Raw genomic sequence first — 18,180 nt, forward strand, 5'->3', positions numbered from 1 at the left:
ATCGTTGTCTTTGTTCTCCCAAGTGAACACACCTCCACTGATTTCATTATCGGTCTGTCCGTTAACGGGTGTCCACTATTTATTCTAATTGCAATATTGTCCTTAATTTCCACAAACCCGTAGCTGCAGACGATTTAGGGTACAAAAATGTCGTTAATTACACTTCGAACTCACCAGACATCAGGTCTTAACAGTGGTCGAAAGAAGCCTCGCCCTGTAGCGACTTAGTTCAGCTACCACCCTCTGGATTCGTACCTTTAGAAGGCATAACCATAATATTTCTCTGCATTCCGCAGGCTCGTCCAAATATCTGCACTTTCCCCGCCGATATACCAATAGGCAACACCGGCTAATTTTTTATTAACAACAACTTGGTACTTGGCAGTTAGAGACCGCCCGTCTTCCAGCCAAATCGTGTGTTTGATCGCGTTTATTGTATAGCTGGCAACATATTGACCCAAGACATCATTCCACACCGGTCGCATGGAATAGGTGCTGATCCGCTGATTTTGCTCAGGAAACGTAATATATTGTGATGAAGATACCGTTCCATTTTGCTGAAGCGTCCAGTCCCGATTATAGAAGGGCATCGCCAATATGACCTTTTTGCTAGAAACGACCTTCAGTAGAGTATCTACTGCATTTGTAATATAGGGAAGCGAAGCATTAGAACCTGGATAGAGACTGCTTTCGTAATGCTCATCGTACCCCATTATGACAATATAATCGGCTTGTTTGCCAAGCGCAGCATAATCGAATACCTCGGTCCAATCGGTTCCAAGATCAGGCGATACATCTATAGATAACGTAGCCCCTACGGCATGCAGCTTCTCTGCCAATAGCGTAATGAAATCGGTAAAATACTTCCGATCAGCACCGTCTACATTTTCAAAATCAATATTAAGCCCATCCAGCCCATATTTACTCACCATAGCTACTAGCTGCGTAATGGCTGTATTTCTGGAGTTCGTGTTGGACAACATTTGATGTGTAGCTTCTTGATCGGAGCGATTACCGACCATTGCCCAAATCTTTTTATGATTACTTTTTGCCCATGAAATCAGCGGTGTTTCCGTTAAATCCGATACGACACCAGTCTTCCCTACAAAATACCAACGCGGCGACAAGGTGTTCACATTGGATCTCAAAATATCACGCTCATATTCTGCGGTAGTTCCATACTGCCAACCGATGACGATTCCTTCATTTGGTGCATGCTCAAGTGCTGCAGCCCAGTTTTTATTTTGCAACACCCGATAAATCAGTACAGCGGCTTCCTGCCGGGTTATGGCTTCCGTAGGTCGGAAATATCCGGTGTCATCGCCTTTCATTAATCCTAGCTTACTAACGGCGGCAACAGAACTGCTAGCCCAGGTAGCGATATGATTACTGTCCTTATAGGCTGATAGATTACTAGAATTCCCATTGGTTTGTTTCAAGGCTCTTGCCATCCATACAGCGGCCTCTTGTCTGGTTACTGCTTGGTTGGGGGTAAAGGTAGTGGCTGAGGTTCCAGTAGCCAGGTTCAGCTGGACAGCTGTTTGAATAGAGCCGTAATACCATGCGTTCTTCGCTACATCTGTGAAGGATGTTACTGGACTGGCCACGGGATCAAGCTTTAGCAAACGTTCCAGTATCGTTATAAATTCGGCTCTAGTAATAGATTTTGCCGGTGAGAAGCTTGTTAGCGAGGTGCCTGTAATAATCTTTTTATTATATAAATCGATAATTTCATCTTTGGCATAGCTGGTACTTATATCATCAAAAGGTGGCAGTTTATCGGCCAACATAGGCTGGCTCCAGGAGCTTATTGCGTAAATGATAACGACGGCTGCAAGTATGAATCTACTGAATATGCTCTTCACGAGATTCCCCCTATTGATATCAATTCTAAAATTGTATCAAAGATTGAATCGTTATTCATTGATGAGATATTGGTAGATTACATGTCCCATAACGAAGAAACCCGGCAGCGCTCACGGTAATTTACCGCTAACGAACTGCCGGGTATGTTGTAGATTAAAAGATTACTACTGTACTTTCTGTGGTTCTGGATACGTGACACCAAGGGTATCGATCGTAACCTTCTTCATGACTGGTGGATGTTCTGGCCGATCAGAGCTGTCGCGGGGCAGATTCACGATGGCATCTACCACTTCAAGACCTTCTGTGACCTTGCCGAATGCAGCATAGCTTCCATCAAGATGTGGAGCATCAGCTGTCATGATGAAGAACTGGGAGCCTGCGGAATTCGGGTCTTGCGATCTTGCCATCGACAAGGTACCTTCCGTATGCAGCAGGTTGTTATTAAACCCGTTGCCGGAGAATTCTCCAGCGATGCTGTAACCAGGTCCGCCCATACCGGTGCCGTCAGGGTCGCCACCCTGAATCATAAAGCCGGGAATGACCCGGTGGAAGATGGTTCCGTCATAAAAGCCCTTTTGGATCAGGGAGATAAAATTGTTGACGGTGTTGGGAGCAACCTCAGGGTACAGCTCGGCTTTGATGATGCCGCCGTCAGCCATTTCGATGGTGACTACAGGATGGCTCGCCGTGTCGGAGGGAAGCCCGCTGCCCTCGGCATTGTTCTGCGGAGTGCTGGTTTCCTGTGGAGCTGCTGTTTCCTGCGATGTATTGCTGGCTTGATTCCCCGTTTGATTACCAGAAGCGCTGCCACTATTATTGCCTGCTGGCTTCGAGCCGCAACCGGATACAACAATCAACAGCAAAGATAGCATTACCAGAAGGATAGCGGGATTCTTTCTTGTCAACTTCACCTGTTCGTTCTCTCCTTTAGTTTGAATAATCATTGTCTTAGCCTATCATAACCTCTTTGTCCCGCTGCATGCAAAAAAATGCTTGTCCCAGGCTGGGGATTGGCACCTGTTGCAAAGAGGTTTACAATAGTAGGATGCTTCCAAGGAAAAAGCTGAAAGGACGTGTACCGGATGAACTTTTCATGGAAGCGGAACCTGGTCGTGCTTTGGGTAGGAGTTTTCTTTTGTAGTACGGCATATTCGATCTCGATTCCGTTCCTCTCTATTTTTCTATCCGATGAGCTTGGCGTAAGTAATCATTTGGAGATTTGGTCTGGTCTCAGTTTTGGCATTACATTTCTGGCCAGTGCTCTGATCGCACCGTACTGGGGTTCTTTGGCCGACAAATACGGTCGCAAGCCGATGCTGATTCGTTCAGGATTCAGTTTGGCCGCGTTGTATCTGATTAATTATTTTGTCCATGATCCATACGTTTTTCTGCTTGTGCGTATCCTTCAGGGGCTGCTAGCGGGGTTCATTCCAGCGGCCATCGCCATGGTTGCGACCAATACGCCTGAAGAGCGGACGGGGTATGCACTCAGTATCATGTCTACAGCAGGGGCGACTGGTAGCATCATCGGGCCGCTGATCGGTGGTGTGGTCAGTTATTACTCCGGGAACCGTAGTGCATTCTTGTTCTCAGCAGTGATGGTTCTGGTCTCGGCGCTGACGGCCACCTTTTTTGCTCATGAGCGGAGCATTGACCGCTCTGCCCCAAGATCCCATGTGCGGGACGATATCAGGGAAGCGAGGAGCAACCAGCTGTTTATCACCCTTCTGATCCTAGGAGGAATCAGCACCTTCTCCGTGATGATTCTGGAACCACTCATCCCGATCTATCTGCTCGGCATGGGCGTATCCAAGAGCCATGCGTCTCTCAGCTCCGGAATTGTCTTCTCCGCGGTCGGGATTGCCACCGTGCTGATGGCGCCACAGTGGGGACGGATTGGCAGCCGCAAGGGCTTCGGGACGATCCTGTTCATCGGCCTGATTGGCGGCGGAATCGGCAATATCCTGCAGTTTTTCGTCTCGGGTTATGTAGAATTTGCCCTGCTGCGCTTTGCCTACGGCTTATTCTACGCTGGAGTGCTGCCTTCCATTAACGCCATGATTGTACAGGTGACGGAGTCTTCCTTCCGTGGCCGGGCGTTCGGACTGAACCAGTCTGCTTCGCAGCTGGCGACGATGGCAGGGCCGATTGTTGGTGGTCTACTAGGCGGACTTATTCCGATTCGCTGGGTATTCGTTATTAATGGGCTGATGCTACTGGGCGCAGCGCTGTTAGTGAAATCACGTAGACTGGAGGCTAAGCTGTCGAAGGCTCATCACCCGCGAACTTCCGCTTCACCGCAATAATTAGATGAAGTGTGATGGAAATAGGTTGCCTATCCTATAAACGCCGCCTAGACAGGGAGTCTGGCGGCGTTTGGTTTTCATGGAGATAAGAATGCTTAGTCTTCTTCTCCCTGTGAACCATTCAATACATCGATGCCAGGCATGGCATCGAGAGAGGGAGAGACAGGATCGATAGGTGTTCCCGCTTCCAGATCATCTGCGTCCGGGATGTCTTGCAGCGGTTCCTCTTCATCGTAGTCGATCTCCGCTGAAGCCTTGTTCTCATGGGCATAATCAATGGTTGTTCCGGTCAAGCCCGCAGCGCTGGCCGCCTGCACAGCGTCGGATTCCAGCAGATCATCCCGCTCTGGTGCTGGAGAGGCTATAATCTGGCGCTCCCGACTTACTCTTTGGGGAAGTTCCGACTCAGGAACGTTCAGGCCAATATCCGCGGCCAAATATTCATCCCCGACCAATACGGGGTCTGCTCCTTCGTCGACGATCCCATCAAAGTCAACGGGGATGGACCCGATGCGGCTGTGGGTGGCAAGCGCCGATTCCAGCGCCACCCGATCTTTAGGGGTAGACTCTCCGTTGTTGTTCCGCGTGGTTATAGTTCCAACAGGACGAATAACGTCTGTAGGAATGTCTTCTTCTGGATAGGTATCACGGCTTATACGATATCGCTCGTAGGCGAAGTCGGCTTCTGTCTTATTGAATTCGTTGCCCATACCATTTTCAGCTCCCTTAACATGGTTTGAGATACCAATGTATATTTTTTACCCTACCATGAGGGTGTGAATCGTGATCCGACAGGTGGACAGCTCCATCCATAATATATTCATTCTGGCCTACGATTAACCGGATTAGGGGTAAAATCGTTTAATTTCGAGGTTATTTGCAGGCAGAGGGAGGGATAGCTCGAAGGCTGTCGAAATTAAGAAGAATACGAGCTATACATACAACTATCGACTTACAGAGGTGCCGAGATGAAGTTGTCACTACAAAAGACAGCGGCGGTGGTTCTTGTGCTGTTGCTGATTACGGCCATCGTTCCTATCGGGATCGCCCTGGAATGGGGTAGCCCATCAGGCAAAGCTTTGCCTAGTTGGGAACTGAAATGGGAGAATACAACTGCACCTGATGCTATGAAAGCAGCGGCATCCAGGGGCGATGAATGGATAGAAGTTATCGAACAAACGCCAAGGCCAACGGCCCCGGAGGGAATCCATGCGGCATGGTTACGGGTGACCGTCCCACAGCTGACGGAGAATTCAGCACTACTAATTGATAAAGTGTTCGGAGAGGAAATTAAGGCTTTCCTCGATAATAAACTTGTCTATGAATTGCAAGGAAAAAATAACTTTAGCGGGAACAAAATTCTGATTCCCCTGAGTGGAGAAACCTCCGGTGGGCAGCTATATTTGTGGAGCAGTGGAGGGGGCAGCAAAGGGCTCGGAATTGAGGGCCATATTCTGGTCGGCAACTATGGAAAACTGCTGGATTACTATGTCAAACAGGACTTTATGGATATTGTCGTTGGTACGGCGCTTATCTTCATCGCGTCCGTTTTGATCGTGTGTGCTCTGTTTCTCAAGAAGGAGCCTTTCTCCAGCGCTTTTTTGCTCGTGCTGATTATTTTATCCTGCGGAATTCTAGTTGTGGTGTATTCACCACTCTTGCCAACTGTGCTTGGCAGCCAGAGTCGGCTGACAGAGCTGTTGTTTGATCTGGCTTTATTTACGCTGCTTCCGACATTTACACTCTACTTTGAGCGGATATTCGAGGGCAACCAGAACAGATTCATTGTTCCCTTCCGGAAATTTCAGATCGGGTACTCTTTGTTCAGTCTGTCACTTTGGATATTGAATGCAGCCACATCTTTTCGCTTGGATGGGATCTATCGGTTCATGACGGTTAGTGTTGTCGGAATCCTGATGATTGTTCAGTTTGTCTTTTTACTGACCCTGGCGGTGATTTATGCGTATCGCGGCAATTCGGATGCCATCATTTTCACTACAGGGTTCGCCGTCTTTGCCCTGCTTTCATTGACAGAGCTGCTCATATTCTTTGCCACGAATGAGAGATATCATTTCTACTGGTGGAAATGGGGGCTAGTGGTATTCATCATCTCGCTGATCGTGATTCTGGGCAGAGGGTTCGCCAGAAACCATGAGCAAGCGGTGGAGTATTCACGTGAGCTGGAGAAATTCAACAACGATTTACAGCGTTCCGAGAAAATGGAGATTATTAGCGAATTGGCTGCATCGGTGGCACATGAGGTGCGTAACCCGCTGCAGGTGACCAGAGGCTTCCTGCAGATTCTAGGGGAACGCTCCGGTAAGAAAGAGAAAGAATATCTGCAAATGGCGGTGGCAGAGCTGGACCGTGCCTCGCTGATTATTACGGATTTCCTCACTTTCGCGAAGCCGAGCATGGAGACGGTAGTCCAGCTTGATGTTTCCGCTGAGCTCAGGCATGTGTCGGGTATTCTGCTTCCACTCGCCCACATGCAGGGAGGGGAAATTGAGCTGAAGCTGGAGCCTTGTCTCCCTGTGCTGGGTAGTTCTTCTAAATTCAAGCAAGCCTTTATCAATATCATCAAGAACAGCATTGAAGCTTTGCGCGAGAACGGAATGATTGTCATCACGGCTTGGAGATCAGGAAATCAAATCTTGATCAGTGTGAAGGATAATGGGGAAGGGATGAAGGTCAATGAACTGACCCGCCTGGGCGAGCCATACTACTCTAACAAGACCAAGGGGACGGGACTTGGGCTTATGGTAACGTTCCGTATTGTTGAGGCGATGCAGGGAACTCTGGAATTCAAGAGCAAGAAGGGCGAGGGCACAGAAGTGATTATTAAATTTCCAGCGGCCGGACCGGAATAATTGTATTTTTTTATTCCATATTTAAAGGATTGGGCGGCCGCTTACGCGAAATAGAAATAAGAACAAAAATGAGTTTCTCATTATTTCCCGCGAGGTGCTTGAATGCGAGTCTTTGTGAAAAGTCTTCATATAACAGCAGCACTTTGCCTGCTTCTGATGATCAGCAGTTCTCTGCTGGCATCTGCGGCAAATTCTGGAGCACCGTATGAGATTACCAAGTGGCAGATGAAATGGGAAAGTGGAGCGGGTGCACCAAACCCAGGGACAGAAGTACCTTCGGAAATCACAGATAGCCAACACTGGAAAACCGTGGATGGTAGTCAAAACAGGATGGAGAAGCCGCCGGGTACTTCCGTTGCCTGGAGCCGTATGATCATCCCGGAGCTGCATTTTACCTCGCCTGCGATCTACATTGACACTCTGTATGCATTGCATGTCAAGGTGTTCGTGGATAACCGGCTTATTTTTGAAGGAGACCGCTCGTTTATCAAGGACAACTATTCGTTGCTACTACCGCTAAGCAGTGGAGACAGCGGGAAGATGTTATATATATGGACGGAGACGCTGCAGGACCGAATTGGCATCAAGAATAAAGTGATCATTGCTGAACACAGCGAACTGATCGACAATTATGTCAAGAACGGACTGCTGGATGTTATTTTGGGCAGCGCTTTTATTTTTGTAGCAATGGTTCTATTTGTATGTGCGTTTTATCTGAACCGGACGTATTTCTCAACGATCGTGGCCCTGGCCATCGTAATTTCCTCCACAGGTGTGCTATCTATTACCTATTCTCCGTTTATCTATACCTTTTACAGCTATCTCGGTAATGTAAGTATCATTATGCTGGATGTGGCTCTCCTATCACTGCTTCCTTCGCTGACCTTCCTGTTTGAGAGAATCTTCGGAAGTGGCAAGTATGCTATAATCCGGCGGTTTCGCAAATTTCAGGTCGTCTACTCTCTATTCTGCCTGGCTTGGCTTGTGATCAATGAGCTATCCGGGAATCGCTTTGTGAAGTTCTATTATTTTATCTCCACAGATATTGTTGGACTTATTCTCATTACTCAGTTTATCCTGCTCATTGCCTGTGTCATCATCTATTCGGCCAAGGGTAATAAAGAAGCTATTATTTTTGCCATTGGTTTCGGTACAGCGGCGCTTACCGGGGTAGTTGAACTGATCTGGTATTATGTCCAAAGGGGAGACTATGACTTAGTTTATTGGAAGTGGGCGTTAGTCGTATTTATTCTGTCTCTGATTGTCATTCTGGGTTATCGGCTGATGCTGAATCACCAAATGGTAATCAAATATTCGCAGGAGCTAGAGTTGTTCAACAATGAGCTGCAGCGTTCGGAGAAACTGGGAATCATCAGTGAGCTGGCAGCTTCTGTGGCACATGAGGTGCGCAATCCACTTCAGGTAACAAGAGGATTTCTCCAGCTACTTAACGGGAAATCGCACGGGTCCGAGAAGAAATATTTGACGATGGCTATCAGTGAGCTGGACCGGGCCTCCAATATCATTACTGATTTTCTGACCTTTGCAAAGCCGGAATTCGAACAGGTCAGCGTACTGAATCTGAACGAGGAATTTCAACATATCGAGAGCATCATGCTGCCTCTATGCCATTTGAGTAACGGGAAGATGGATCTGAACGTCGATGGTGAGCTGTGGGTGAAGGGGAATTCCTCTAAATTCAAGCAGGCCTTTATCAATATTATCAAGAACAGTATCGAGGCTATGGGTGAAGATGGTCACATCGAGATCATGGCATACGGAGAAGGAAACCAGGTGCACATTCATATAAAGGACAATGGGGAGGGAATGGAGTCTGAGGTGCTGAGCCGGTTGGGAGAGCCGTATTTCTCTAACAAGACGAAGGGAACTGGACTTGGGCTGATGGTAACCTTTCGTATTATTGAGGCCATGCAGGGGGACATTGTGTTCTCTAGCAAAAAAGGAGCGGGAACCGTATCCATTACGACACTGCCGCTGGCAGAACGTCCGGATGCTTCCCACTCCTTATGAAGTTGATCTTGGTGAATTACCAGGAACCAAGTGGTTTAACGTCGGTCTTTAAGGCACCGGAAGCCGGATTTGGAGGAATGACCAGATAAAATTCATTGGAATCTTCCTCTACTGCCTTTAAAGTAACGCTGTCAGGGATGATGATGCCGAGAGCTTCTTGGATAGCTGATTTTGGATCGCTAAGCAGTCTTTGTTTGAAACCCGGATCTTCCCATGCCTTTTGAATCACTTGACTTCTAAGAATAGCTTCTGACAAAATAATCACCCTTCCCAAAATGGTTATATTTTCCTCACCAGTATAGCATAGGGCCTACTCTAATTCTATGACTATTTATGCATATCTGTCATATTTTTGGAGATCCAGTATGAGAGTCCTCCGCCCTGCAAAAGGCGTTTTTCCTCCTCGATTGCGGCAGAAATCTGGTCTAAACTTTCAGATAACAATTGATGAAAGGCATAAAGATGAGGAGCATTCAGCGCATAGGCTGAAAGTCTGTCGTCGGTAGCCCTTGCGATATTAGCGAAGATCTCCATTCCCCCTGTCGTAAAAATGAAGTTCCTGACCTCCCCGAGGGTGAGCTCGTTCTGTGCATCTGATCGGTGCCTATGCGCGAGGGCGAGCAGGCAGTTATAGCTGCCAGTTGTCCAATCTTCTTCCCAATCCTCGTAGTCATCCAGCATTTGCAGGGTGAACAATACATCATCGATCATCGCCTCGGATGCAGGCACGATCTCATCATGACCGGTCAGAAGCAGGGCGGCGGTGCTGGAGAGCTTGAGCGGACTGGCTTTATGGGAGATTTTTACCCGATTGTTGTTGAAGTAATCACCTGTGCGTTCATTGCTGACACTGTCGGCCCATTCGGAAATATAGCGGCTAAAAAACGACCAGAAAGGGGAATCTGTTGGGAAAAGGTGTCGGTAAATGTTGAGGAATTCCACATAGAATAAATTGGCTAGCGGCAAATTCAAACGAGCGGAGAATTCATGACTGTCCATCAGGTCATCCTGAATAAAAAAGTAGAGCATGAGGAACACATTGCCCCGTGACATCTGGCGGGTAACCTCTACTGGTAGACCGTAGCCATCCCGCAGCCAGAAGGGCAGTAGATAACAGATATAGTTCTTGTGACTCCCGGCAGTAAATACGTTAAAATGGTCAAGGTAGGACATGCCCTGTCCTTGTAGCGGCTCTGGAAATGCAGAGATGGTACGCTTGCTGTCCTCAAATACCATGCGAAGCTCATCTTCATAAGCATAAAGCCAGTCCATAGGCACACCCCCTGTAATAAATTTAAATATTATGTAATAAAATGGGACGTTTGTCCTGATTATAGCTTTCTGTTATGGTGATTTCAATCTTAATTTAGGAGACACTAGGACCATGGAATGGTATACTTTCGGGCAAATGCTAATGAATATCCGGATTGGCCAGAAAGCCATGACACCCGATGGACGAACCCTATGGCGTTCCTCCGCAGGATTGTTCTGGAGGGGAGGCCGCCAGGACGGTAAAATTGTAGAGATTCGGGATTATCTCTTCACCGATCTCTGGAGGATTGAAGAAGATGATGAGGGTGGGGAAGAGGCCGAAAAGCGTGAAGCAGTGGAGCGCAAGGAAAGGGTAATGCTTGAAAATCAATACGAAGAGCTGCGCTGGGAATATCTCATGCAGCGGCGTAACGGAACAGAGAATAAAGGAAGAGGTGGGGAACATGGATAAGGTTGTATTTGGATTGGTTGGCGGCGGCTGGCGAGCTGAGTTTTTTTTAAGAATTGCGAAAGCGCTACCGGAACATTTCTCGGTCGGAGCCATGTATGTCCGTAATCAGGATAAGGCTGAGGCTTTGAGCAAGGATTGGGGTGTTACTGTATATACAGATTTAGAGCAGTTCATCGCGGCAGGAGGATATTCCTTCGCGGTAGTTTCTCTGAGCCGGGAGGTTGCTCCGTCATTTATAGGAAGACTTGCTGCGGCACAGATTCCTGTGCTAACGGAAACACCGCCTGCGACAGATCTGGAAGGATTGATCGAACTTTGGGAGATGGTAGGCGGGGCTGCGGCCAAAATCCAGGTTGCGGAGCAATATCTGTTCCAGCCGATGCATGCAGCCAGAATTGCACTGGCCCGCTCCGGCCGGCTTGGGGAGATCAGTCAGGCTCAGGTCTCTGCCGCACATGGGTATCATGGCATTAGTCTGATGCGGCAGCTGCTGGGCATAGATTTTCAGAATGTCACCATCAGCGGCCGGGAATTCCGTTCTCCGATTATCAACGGACCGCAACGTAGCGGCCCTCCGGCAGCGGAAGAGACGGTGGAAGCGGACCAGAAGATCGCCTTCTTCGATTTCGGGAACAAGCTGGGCGTGTTCGATTTCACAGGCGAGCAATATTTCTCCTGGATCCGCAGTAACCGGATGCTTGTACGTGGTGACCGCGGGGAGATCGTCAATCATGAAGTTGCTTGGCTGGAGAGCTTTGACAACCCGCTATATACCAATTTGCGCCGCATCGATGCCGGACATAACGGGAACCTGGAAGGCTTTTATCTTAAAGGAATTGCGGCAGACGGAGAATGGCTGTACCGCAATTCCTTTATCCCGGCCCGGCTCACGGATGATGAGATCGCGATTGCGGAGAGCCTAGCCCGGATGGCCGACTATGTGCGGGGCGGCCCGTCCTTCTACAGCCTGGCCGAAGGCAGCCAGGATCATTACTTGTCCCTGCTGCTGGATCAGGCTGTCGCCACGGGCACAGCTGTGACCTCTGTAACTCAGCCTTGGGCATTGTAAGGCTGAGCTGCAGTTTGACTGCCGTGCGCTGCGGCAGTCTATGAAGCAAGCTATCTGCTGAAAGCTGAGGCAGATGGCGCTATGCAGTGGAACGAAAGCGCATCTGCTGAAAGTAGAAGCAGATGGCGCTGTGTAGCGGAACGAAAGCGCATCTGCTGAAAGTAGAGGCAGATGGCGCTGTGTAGCGGAACGAAAGCGCATCTGCTGAAAGTAGAGGCAGATGGTGCTGTGCAGCGGTACAAAAGCGCATCTGCGCAGCAAGATAGCTTTGCAGCTGCACAAGCAGGCCAGCCTCCGAACACGGGAGGCTGGCCTGCTTTTTTGTATGGCTGTGCCGAAGCTTCAGGCACAGCTTGTGGCATGCGGCACGGCTACACTTGTGCCGTCTCCGCAAGGTCTGCGGCCAGCGCTGCGTACTGGCCGCGCAGGCGGACCAGCTTGGCGGTGCTTAGCGCCAAGCCGCCCGGCCGGTTGCGCTCCGTCCAGAGCAACCGGTACTCGTGGAGCAGCAGATCCAGATCATGGATCTGCGCGGCGAGCAGGCCGCGGTCCACTTGATCCCGGCCCGCTGCCAGCTGGAGCTTCAGTCTACCGAGCTGCACCGCATGGCTTATGAAGTGTACCCCGCTGCGCAGCTCCCGCAGCACGAGCTCAGCATCCTCGGACTGGAGCGCCAGTCCTTCGATCCGTGCTGTGAGCTCTCCAGCATAGCTTTCCAGCTTGTCGAAATGCTTAGCAGTAAGCTTCCCGATAATCCGTAGATTTTCCAAATCGCTGCGCAGCAGCATGGACAATTCAGAATCATTGCCGTGATAGGTTGCTTCCAGCGTATAGTAGTTGCCGAGATCTAGCAGGAGCTGTCCAATACTTGCGGATTGGTCCGCAAAGAGGAATTGATTCAGATATTCCGCAACATGTGCTTCCAGATTATCGTCAACACTCCAGGCAACTGCTGCACCGTAGACAAATCCAGCATAGCTGACCGGAAGCTGCTGCCAATGTCCATGATCGCCCCAATCTGTAATGAGATAGCCGATAGCGCCATTGGCTTTGCCGTGAACAGCGGCATTACGCAAGTTCGCCAGCATGTTGTCGGTACGCCCGGTGAGAGAGTTCCAGGAGCTTGTTCCTGGACAGACATAGAAGGGAATGCCTGCCTCCCGGAATTTCAGTGTATCTGCTTCAAATGGATGCTCCGCACTGTAGCCCCATTCCATAGCGATGATATTCTTCGGCAGATGTGGGATTAATTCGGGATGCTGAATAATAATATCACCCCAGAACTGCATGGTTTTGCCGCGGGCTTCCACCAGTTCCTGAATCTTTTGCAGGAAAGAGAGGTACAACGTCCCCTTGCCTTGCTCCTCCGCCAAAGCCTTGCTTTTGCCAAGCCCGAGCTCGTAGGTTTCGTCGCAGCCTACATTGAATTTGGATGAGCTGAAGTAGGGGAGCAGATCGTCGTACATTTTCTCCAGCAGCTCTAATACTTCAGGGTCTTCCGTATTGAAGGTTCCAGGATGCATAGGCAATCCATTTGGATAAAATTCACTGTAGTACATGCTCTCAGGTAGTGAGAAGCCTTCCGGGATCTCAGCCAGGTGATTGAACTCCGGCCGAGTCAGCCAACCCTCCATATGCCCGAAGCTGTTCTGATTAGGCACAAGCTCGATATAACGCTCCTTGCAGTAGGCATCCAACTGGAGAATTTCTTCGCCACTGATTGGAGTTTCCAGCTCCCAGACCTGAGGGAAAGACTCGTAGGCATAAGGCGCGCCTTCTATATATAGCTGCAATTCATTAAGCTTCAGATCTGCCATCAGATCCACGATCTTGAACAGGGTATCAAGTTTCGGAATTTTGTTCCGGCTGATATCAATCATGAGCCCCCGTGCGCCAAAGTCCGGTTCATCCCGGATCGAAAGGAACGGAAAGCTTCTTCCGGTCTGCTTCACAATTTGTTTCAATGTTGCTACGGCATAGAAAGCTCCCTGCGGAGAGCTGTAAGTCACATTGACACCAGTTACTCCGGAATGAATCTCATATGCCTGTGGGGGGAGAGCAGGATCATAGTTGAATACGAAGGACGGTTGAACCGTCGACCGGGTGCCAATGGACAAAGCCAACTCGAAATTCAAGGATTGTGTAATCAACAGCTGAAGTTTACGCGCAGCTGGCAGAATCCCGGTTGGTGTGGGATCAGTAATAACGATTCGACCGTTGGCCGGAAGGACATAGGTCCCTTCGGACACGTTCAGGGACTTGGGATGGGGAAGAAGCTGTAGGGAGACAAATTCAGTCATAGCATAGCCACCTCTAATTCATGTAGAATATGATCATCTTCCCTTTTACGATAACACCAGAAAACCAAGGAAGGAATGCATACGATGCCCAAGCTCATGGATTATACGATCAGCCCTTACCCAATTGTCATCATCGATCCCAAGGTCGATGCTTCCCGGTTGAAGCTGAAGCCTATTCGGGTTGGGCAGGTGGGTCATTTGCCGGGAAGAACGCTGTTTCGTTCAGAGGTTGTATTCGAGCTATGGGCGATTGTGTATATTGTCTCCGGCAGCGGAACTTATATGGAGAACGGAGGCAAGGCGCAGCAGGTACGCGAAGGCAGTCTGTTTTTCTTTAGGCCGGGATGTACCTACAACTTCGGCCCCGCTCCGGGCGGGAGTTGGGATGAATACTATATCAACTTTAGCGGGACACGTATTGCCGAATGGCTGGAGTCAGGTCTTATTGCGGGAGGTATTGTCTTCCAGGCGGAGGGCGTCAAGGGACTGCAGGAGGTTTTCGAAACTGTACTTGGACAGATGGAAGGGGGCGCGCCGGAGGACGCCGATCGGGCAGCGTTGGGTCTCGAACGGATGCTTTTGGAGTGTTCATATATAATAGAAGAAAAAAATCGGCCATCCCAGATTGACCCTATGCCCCAGATCAGGGAGGACCTAAATTTCTGTGTCTATGGCACGATGGACTTGAACCAAATTGCCGCGAAGCACCACATCTCTATGTCTACGTTGCGCCGCCTGGTTCGCCGCAGCAGTGGGTATCCACTGCAGGAATATATCCACAGACTGAAGATGGCCGAAGCGAAGCATCTGCTACTCAATACCTCACTTCAGGTGAAGGAGATAGCCGGGCTGCTGCATTATAGCGATCCGTTTTATTTTTCCCGGTTATTTAAAAAGTACATGGGCATTTCACCACTGTTATGTCGTAAAAATGTCTGATAAAACGACATTAATTCCGTTTGTTCCTCTGAGCTTTGTCGTAAATTGCAGTTTATTGTTGACTTTTTTTATAGAACAATGTTACTGTTTGTTTTATATAAGTGAGTTCACTTTAGTGCTTACGTACTATTAGCGGAGATGAAGGTCATGAGGGAATTTTACTGCATCCGTTGTCACAATCTCCATAGTGTAGACACCAGAGCATCATCACTGCGTATTCTTTCCACGGGATATCATATTGTGGAGGGACAGCGTTATCAGATTTGTATATGTGATTCCTCTAATTCGTATGATGCTGTTCCAAATCATCGGAATAACAGTCAGATGGTAAGTAATATTTTTGGGAAATGATTGAAAATAAGCTTAAAACAGCCTATCCACAAAGTGGGTGGGCTGTTTCTGATGGGAATCTGACATATTCTTCACATTGAATTCGCTTTCTTTTCGATATTTAGCTATAAATAGCTTATCCACCAGAAAAGAGGGGCGTTTTCATGTTATTTATTTGTTATGTAAACGCTAACATTAATGCTGTCAACTTGTTATTGTGATTTTTCTCATGTATGATGCTTTTAACAAAGCACAAATATAGCTGGCATTTTCCACAAAACTGGGGAACAGGGTGGTGGGAATGAATATTAAATCAACTGCGGAAGACAAAATGATTGCCTTTTACCGATGCTTCTCATTGTCGCTCACGTCATTGATGTTTCTTTTTAAACCGGCGGGGCCTTCCGTATTATACAAATCCCTTATCATCATTCTGTTATTTATTTTGGCCCAAGGCTTCGTGATGGGCTACCGAAGGCTTCGAAACAGACCGCGGATTCTAATGCTGGCTGTGAGCGCGGAGATGGCACTGATTATTCTGCTTACTTTACTTACCGGGGGCTATGATAGCCCTTTTAGGCTCTATGTACTTAATCCCGTACTCATTGCTGCAGGATCATTGTCCTTATATTTTGGCTGGAGCCTGCTTCTTAGTTATATCGGCATAGTTATTGCTTTTTGTTACCTTTTTCTCAATTCTGCGAATAAGTCTTTCGCATCAGCCGTTCTTGAGAACGGAAATCTCTTTCTGGCACTAGTACTTACGCTTATCGTAATGCAAATGGTAGCCCGAATCAAACGTCAGCGAGAGGAAGCCAACGCTAGGACCAAAGAAACGCTCGAACAAATCAAGTCGCTATACCATATCGTTGAGACTTCTAGCCAGCATGATTTTATGAATATTGGCCAGGTGATTACGGACTATGTGGTGAAGCTGACGAAGCTGGATAAGGCGTTGTTCTGGTTTGCTAAAAAAAGCGGGGAGCCTGCGCCGGAGAGTCGGCAGACGGGGTGGCATCAGGAGGATGAGTTGTTTCTCTTCTCAGAACTAGAGAAGCATGAACATGAGTGGCGGCTGCAGCGTGATCCTGTATTCAAGAGTCTGCCCGGACTGGGTGATTTTCTGCTGATGCCTGTCCGCATGAGTACCCGATTTGTAGGCATGATCGGCGTGAAGCTGGAATTTGCGGAGGGTCTGGAAGGGCGAAGATGGTATATTCAGCAGCTGATGTTCCTGTCGGAGCTGAGTGCAATCATTCTGGAGCGCCATGAACTGGGCGTCATCGAGAACCGGCTAATTATCACGAATGAACAGAATCGAATTGCCGACGAGATGCATGACAGTGTGTCGCAAAGCCTATTCGGCATCGTCTACGCGACGCATTCTCTGAAGCAGACCTGGAGGAAGCTGCCCGATTATCAACTGGAGGAGCAGATAGACCTGATTCATGAATCAGCCACCAAGGTGGCCAAGGAGCTGCGAATGACCATCTACAGTCTCAGTTCCAAGAAAAGCGGTGGGCCTACTTGGCTGGGTATGGTTCGTTCGCACCTAAAAAGCTTATCCAGGTTGAATGATGTGGAAATTGAACTTAAAATAACGGGGGACGACTTCAGTCTTCCTTACCCTTACCATAAGGCGTTGTTCCGAATTATCTCGGAAGCTACAGGCAATGCCATCCGTCATGGGACGGCAAGCCGAGTGGAGGTGGAACTGTCTCTGAAGCCCAAATGGATCAGATTGGCCATTTCTGATAATGGGATCGGATTCGATACAGCTCTGCTATTTACAGAATCCGAAGAGAGCACTGGCGGACTCGGCATGAAAAATATGCAGTATCTAACCCAGTCGCTAGGCGGCGATTTTCAATTATCAAGCAGTAGGAATACAGGTACCAAAATATTGATCCTGATACCTGTCGGCGTGGCGGAACTGAAAAATGCATGAATTTTAGGCAGGAGGTCGTTTGAGTGAAAATCGTCATTGTAGATGATCACCCCTTGGTGAGAAGAGGATTGGCAGCGGTCATTTCGATGCAGCCTAATGTGCAGTTTGCAGGCGAGGCTACAAATGGCCAAGAAGCGCTGCTCGTGATTGAGGAGACGCAGCCGGATCTTGTGCTGATCGATCTGAAGCTGGCCGATGAGTCGGGACTGGATGTGATTAAGGCGGCACGTACTCGCGGGATTACCAGCAAATTTATTTTACTGACCTCGTCTGCAAGCAGGGAAGACTTTCTTAAGGCAGAGGAGGTGCTCGTCGACGGGTATGTGCTGAAGGAAGCACTGCCGGAGGAATTGCTATTCGCCATCCAGTTGGTACATAAGGGGAGGAAGTATTACGATCCCGGGCTGATGGAGGACAAGATGCGGATGACGAGCAGCAGCCCGACCGACGAGCTGACGCCGAAGGAGAAGGAAGTACTGATTGAGCTTGGGCAGGGGGCCTGCAACCGGGAGATTGCCTCAAGGCTCTTTATCAGTGAATTTACAGTGAAGAAGCACGTCAGCCAAATCCTGGCGAAGCTGCAGGTTGCCGACCGTACACAGGCGGCGCTGTTTGCCAATGCGGTTGGATTGACGAAATTCGAAATGTCATATGATTAAGGCATCCCGCTTCAGGCGGGATTGCTAGAAGAACACGGACACCGGGTCCGTGTTTTTTTTATGCCTACAAAGCGTAGCATCATAAGCTGAACAATTTCTGAACAGTGGTTTATTTTAGCGATATGGCACTAAAGTATAC

At 48.7% G+C, this 18,180-nt stretch carries 14 protein-coding genes; 8 read left to right on the top strand and 6 right to left on the bottom strand.

Annotation, left to right across the window (positions count from 1 at the left end):
• Nucleotides 1-257: 257 nt before the first annotated feature.
• Together ACFORK_RS19230 and ACFORK_RS19235 are read right to left on the bottom strand one after the other, a co-directional pair.
• Nucleotides 258-1,865: an S-layer homology domain-containing protein gene (locus ACFORK_RS19230; protein WP_379201911.1), complete on the bottom strand. Its 1,608-nt coding sequence runs from the start codon at nucleotides 1,863-1,865 to the stop codon at nucleotides 258-260.
• 165 nt (nucleotides 1,866-2,030) lie between these two features.
• The gene (locus ACFORK_RS19235; protein ID WP_379202411.1) at nucleotides 2,031-2,738 is read right to left on the bottom strand and encodes a peptidylprolyl isomerase; all 708 of its coding nucleotides are present in this window, start codon (nucleotides 2,736-2,738) and stop codon (nucleotides 2,031-2,033) included.
• Between the two features lie 210 nt (nucleotides 2,739-2,948).
• Here ACFORK_RS19235 and ACFORK_RS19240 point away from each other — a divergent pair, with 210 nt between their 5' ends.
• The gene (locus tag ACFORK_RS19240) at nucleotides 2,949-4,172 is read left to right on the top strand and encodes an MFS transporter (RefSeq protein ID WP_379201913.1); all 1,224 of its coding nucleotides are present in this window, start codon (nucleotides 2,949-2,951) and stop codon (nucleotides 4,170-4,172) included.
• Between the two features lie 95 nt (nucleotides 4,173-4,267).
• On the opposite strand, the gene ACFORK_RS19245 is transcribed toward ACFORK_RS19240, so the two are convergent.
• Nucleotides 4,268-4,882 (bottom strand): hypothetical protein, encoded by a 615-nt coding sequence (locus ACFORK_RS19245; RefSeq protein WP_379201916.1) that lies wholly within the window; start codon nucleotides 4,880-4,882, stop codon nucleotides 4,268-4,270.
• 258 nt (nucleotides 4,883-5,140) lie between these two features.
• Between ACFORK_RS19245 and ACFORK_RS19250 the strand changes: the two genes are divergently transcribed.
• Both ACFORK_RS19250 and ACFORK_RS19255 read left to right on the top strand, forming a co-directional pair.
• The gene (locus ACFORK_RS19250; RefSeq protein WP_379201918.1) at nucleotides 5,141-7,042 is read left to right on the top strand and encodes an ATP-binding protein; all 1,902 of its coding nucleotides are present in this window, start codon (nucleotides 5,141-5,143) and stop codon (nucleotides 7,040-7,042) included.
• A gap of 114 nt (nucleotides 7,043-7,156) precedes the next feature.
• The gene (locus ACFORK_RS19255; protein ID WP_379201920.1) at nucleotides 7,157-9,073 is read left to right on the top strand and encodes an ATP-binding protein; all 1,917 of its coding nucleotides are present in this window, start codon (nucleotides 7,157-7,159) and stop codon (nucleotides 9,071-9,073) included.
• A gap of 16 nt (nucleotides 9,074-9,089) precedes the next feature.
• Here ACFORK_RS19255 and ACFORK_RS19260 read toward each other — a convergent pair whose 3' ends face one another.
• Nucleotides 9,090-9,329 (bottom strand): NHLP leader peptide family RiPP precursor, encoded by a 240-nt coding sequence (locus tag ACFORK_RS19260; protein WP_379201922.1) that lies wholly within the window; start codon nucleotides 9,327-9,329, stop codon nucleotides 9,090-9,092.
• Between the two features lie 71 nt (nucleotides 9,330-9,400).
• Entirely contained in the window at nucleotides 9,401-10,345 is a 945-nt protein-coding gene (locus tag ACFORK_RS19265; RefSeq protein WP_379201925.1) for a hypothetical protein, read from the bottom strand.
• A 112-nt stretch (nucleotides 10,346-10,457) separates the two neighbouring features.
• Here ACFORK_RS19265 and ACFORK_RS19270 point away from each other — a divergent pair, with 112 nt between their 5' ends.
• Nucleotides 10,458-10,796: a hypothetical protein gene (locus tag ACFORK_RS19270; RefSeq protein WP_379201927.1), complete on the top strand. Its 339-nt coding sequence runs from the start codon at nucleotides 10,458-10,460 to the stop codon at nucleotides 10,794-10,796.
• The gene (locus tag ACFORK_RS19275) at nucleotides 10,789-11,865 is read left to right on the top strand and encodes a Gfo/Idh/MocA family protein (RefSeq protein ID WP_379201929.1); all 1,077 of its coding nucleotides are present in this window, start codon (nucleotides 10,789-10,791) and stop codon (nucleotides 11,863-11,865) included. Before ACFORK_RS19270 ends, ACFORK_RS19275 begins: the two co-directional genes overlap by 8 nt.
• Nucleotides 11,866-12,236: 371 nt before the next feature.
• Here the strand turns inward: ACFORK_RS19275 and ACFORK_RS19280 are convergent, their stop codons facing one another.
• Entirely contained in the window at nucleotides 12,237-14,165 is a 1,929-nt protein-coding gene (locus ACFORK_RS19280) for a beta-N-acetylhexosaminidase (protein WP_379201931.1), read from the bottom strand.
• Between the two features lie 84 nt (nucleotides 14,166-14,249).
• Here ACFORK_RS19280 and ACFORK_RS19285 point away from each other — a divergent pair, with 84 nt between their 5' ends.
• The 3 genes from ACFORK_RS19285 to ACFORK_RS19295 all read left to right on the top strand — a co-directional run bounded on the left by ACFORK_RS19285 (nucleotide 14,250) and on the right by ACFORK_RS19295 (nucleotide 18,041).
• Nucleotides 14,250-15,104: an AraC family transcriptional regulator gene (locus tag ACFORK_RS19285; protein ID WP_379201933.1), complete on the top strand. Its 855-nt coding sequence runs from the start codon at nucleotides 14,250-14,252 to the stop codon at nucleotides 15,102-15,104.
• A gap of 631 nt (nucleotides 15,105-15,735) precedes the next feature.
• Nucleotides 15,736-17,382 carry a sensor histidine kinase gene (locus tag ACFORK_RS19290; RefSeq protein ID WP_379201935.1) on the top strand — a complete coding sequence of 549 codons (1,647 nt, stop codon included), beginning with the start codon at nucleotides 15,736-15,738 and terminating at the stop codon, nucleotides 17,380-17,382.
• A gap of 23 nt (nucleotides 17,383-17,405) precedes the next feature.
• Entirely contained in the window at nucleotides 17,406-18,041 is a 636-nt protein-coding gene (locus tag ACFORK_RS19295; RefSeq protein WP_379201937.1) for a response regulator, read from the top strand.
• Nucleotides 18,042-18,180 lie beyond the last annotated feature (139 nt).

The organism is Paenibacillus sp. GCM10012306, from assembly GCF_042649265.1.
Lineage (GTDB): Bacteria > Bacillota > Bacilli > Paenibacillales > Paenibacillaceae > Paenibacillus_AQ.

Bases quoted from the DNA above. Each gene is read 5' to 3' on its own strand.
- ACFORK_RS19275 (WP_379201929.1), top strand. From the start codon at position 10,789: ATGGATAAGGTTGTATTTGGATTGGTTGGCGGCGGCTGGCGAGCTGAG.
- ACFORK_RS19265 (WP_379201925.1), bottom strand. From the start codon at position 10,345: ATGGACTGGCTTTATGCTTATGAAGATGAGCTTCGCATGGTATTTGAG.
- ACFORK_RS19235 (WP_379202411.1), bottom strand. From the start codon at position 2,738: ATGCTATCTTTGCTGTTGATTGTTGTATCCGGTTGCGGCTCGAAGCCA.
- ACFORK_RS19290 (WP_379201935.1), top strand. From the start codon at position 15,736: ATGAATATTAAATCAACTGCGGAAGACAAAATGATTGCCTTTTACCGA.
- ACFORK_RS19245 (WP_379201916.1), bottom strand. From the start codon at position 4,882: ATGGGCAACGAATTCAATAAGACAGAAGCCGACTTCGCCTACGAGCGA.
- ACFORK_RS19280 (WP_379201931.1), bottom strand. From the start codon at position 14,165: ATGACTGAATTTGTCTCCCTACAGCTTCTTCCCCATCCCAAGTCCCTG.
- ACFORK_RS19285 (WP_379201933.1), top strand. From the start codon at position 14,250: ATGCCCAAGCTCATGGATTATACGATCAGCCCTTACCCAATTGTCATC.
- ACFORK_RS19250 (WP_379201918.1), top strand. From the start codon at position 5,141: ATGAAGTTGTCACTACAAAAGACAGCGGCGGTGGTTCTTGTGCTGTTG.
- ACFORK_RS19240 (WP_379201913.1), top strand. From the start codon at position 2,949: ATGAACTTTTCATGGAAGCGGAACCTGGTCGTGCTTTGGGTAGGAGTT.
- ACFORK_RS19270 (WP_379201927.1), top strand. From the start codon at position 10,458: ATGGAATGGTATACTTTCGGGCAAATGCTAATGAATATCCGGATTGGC.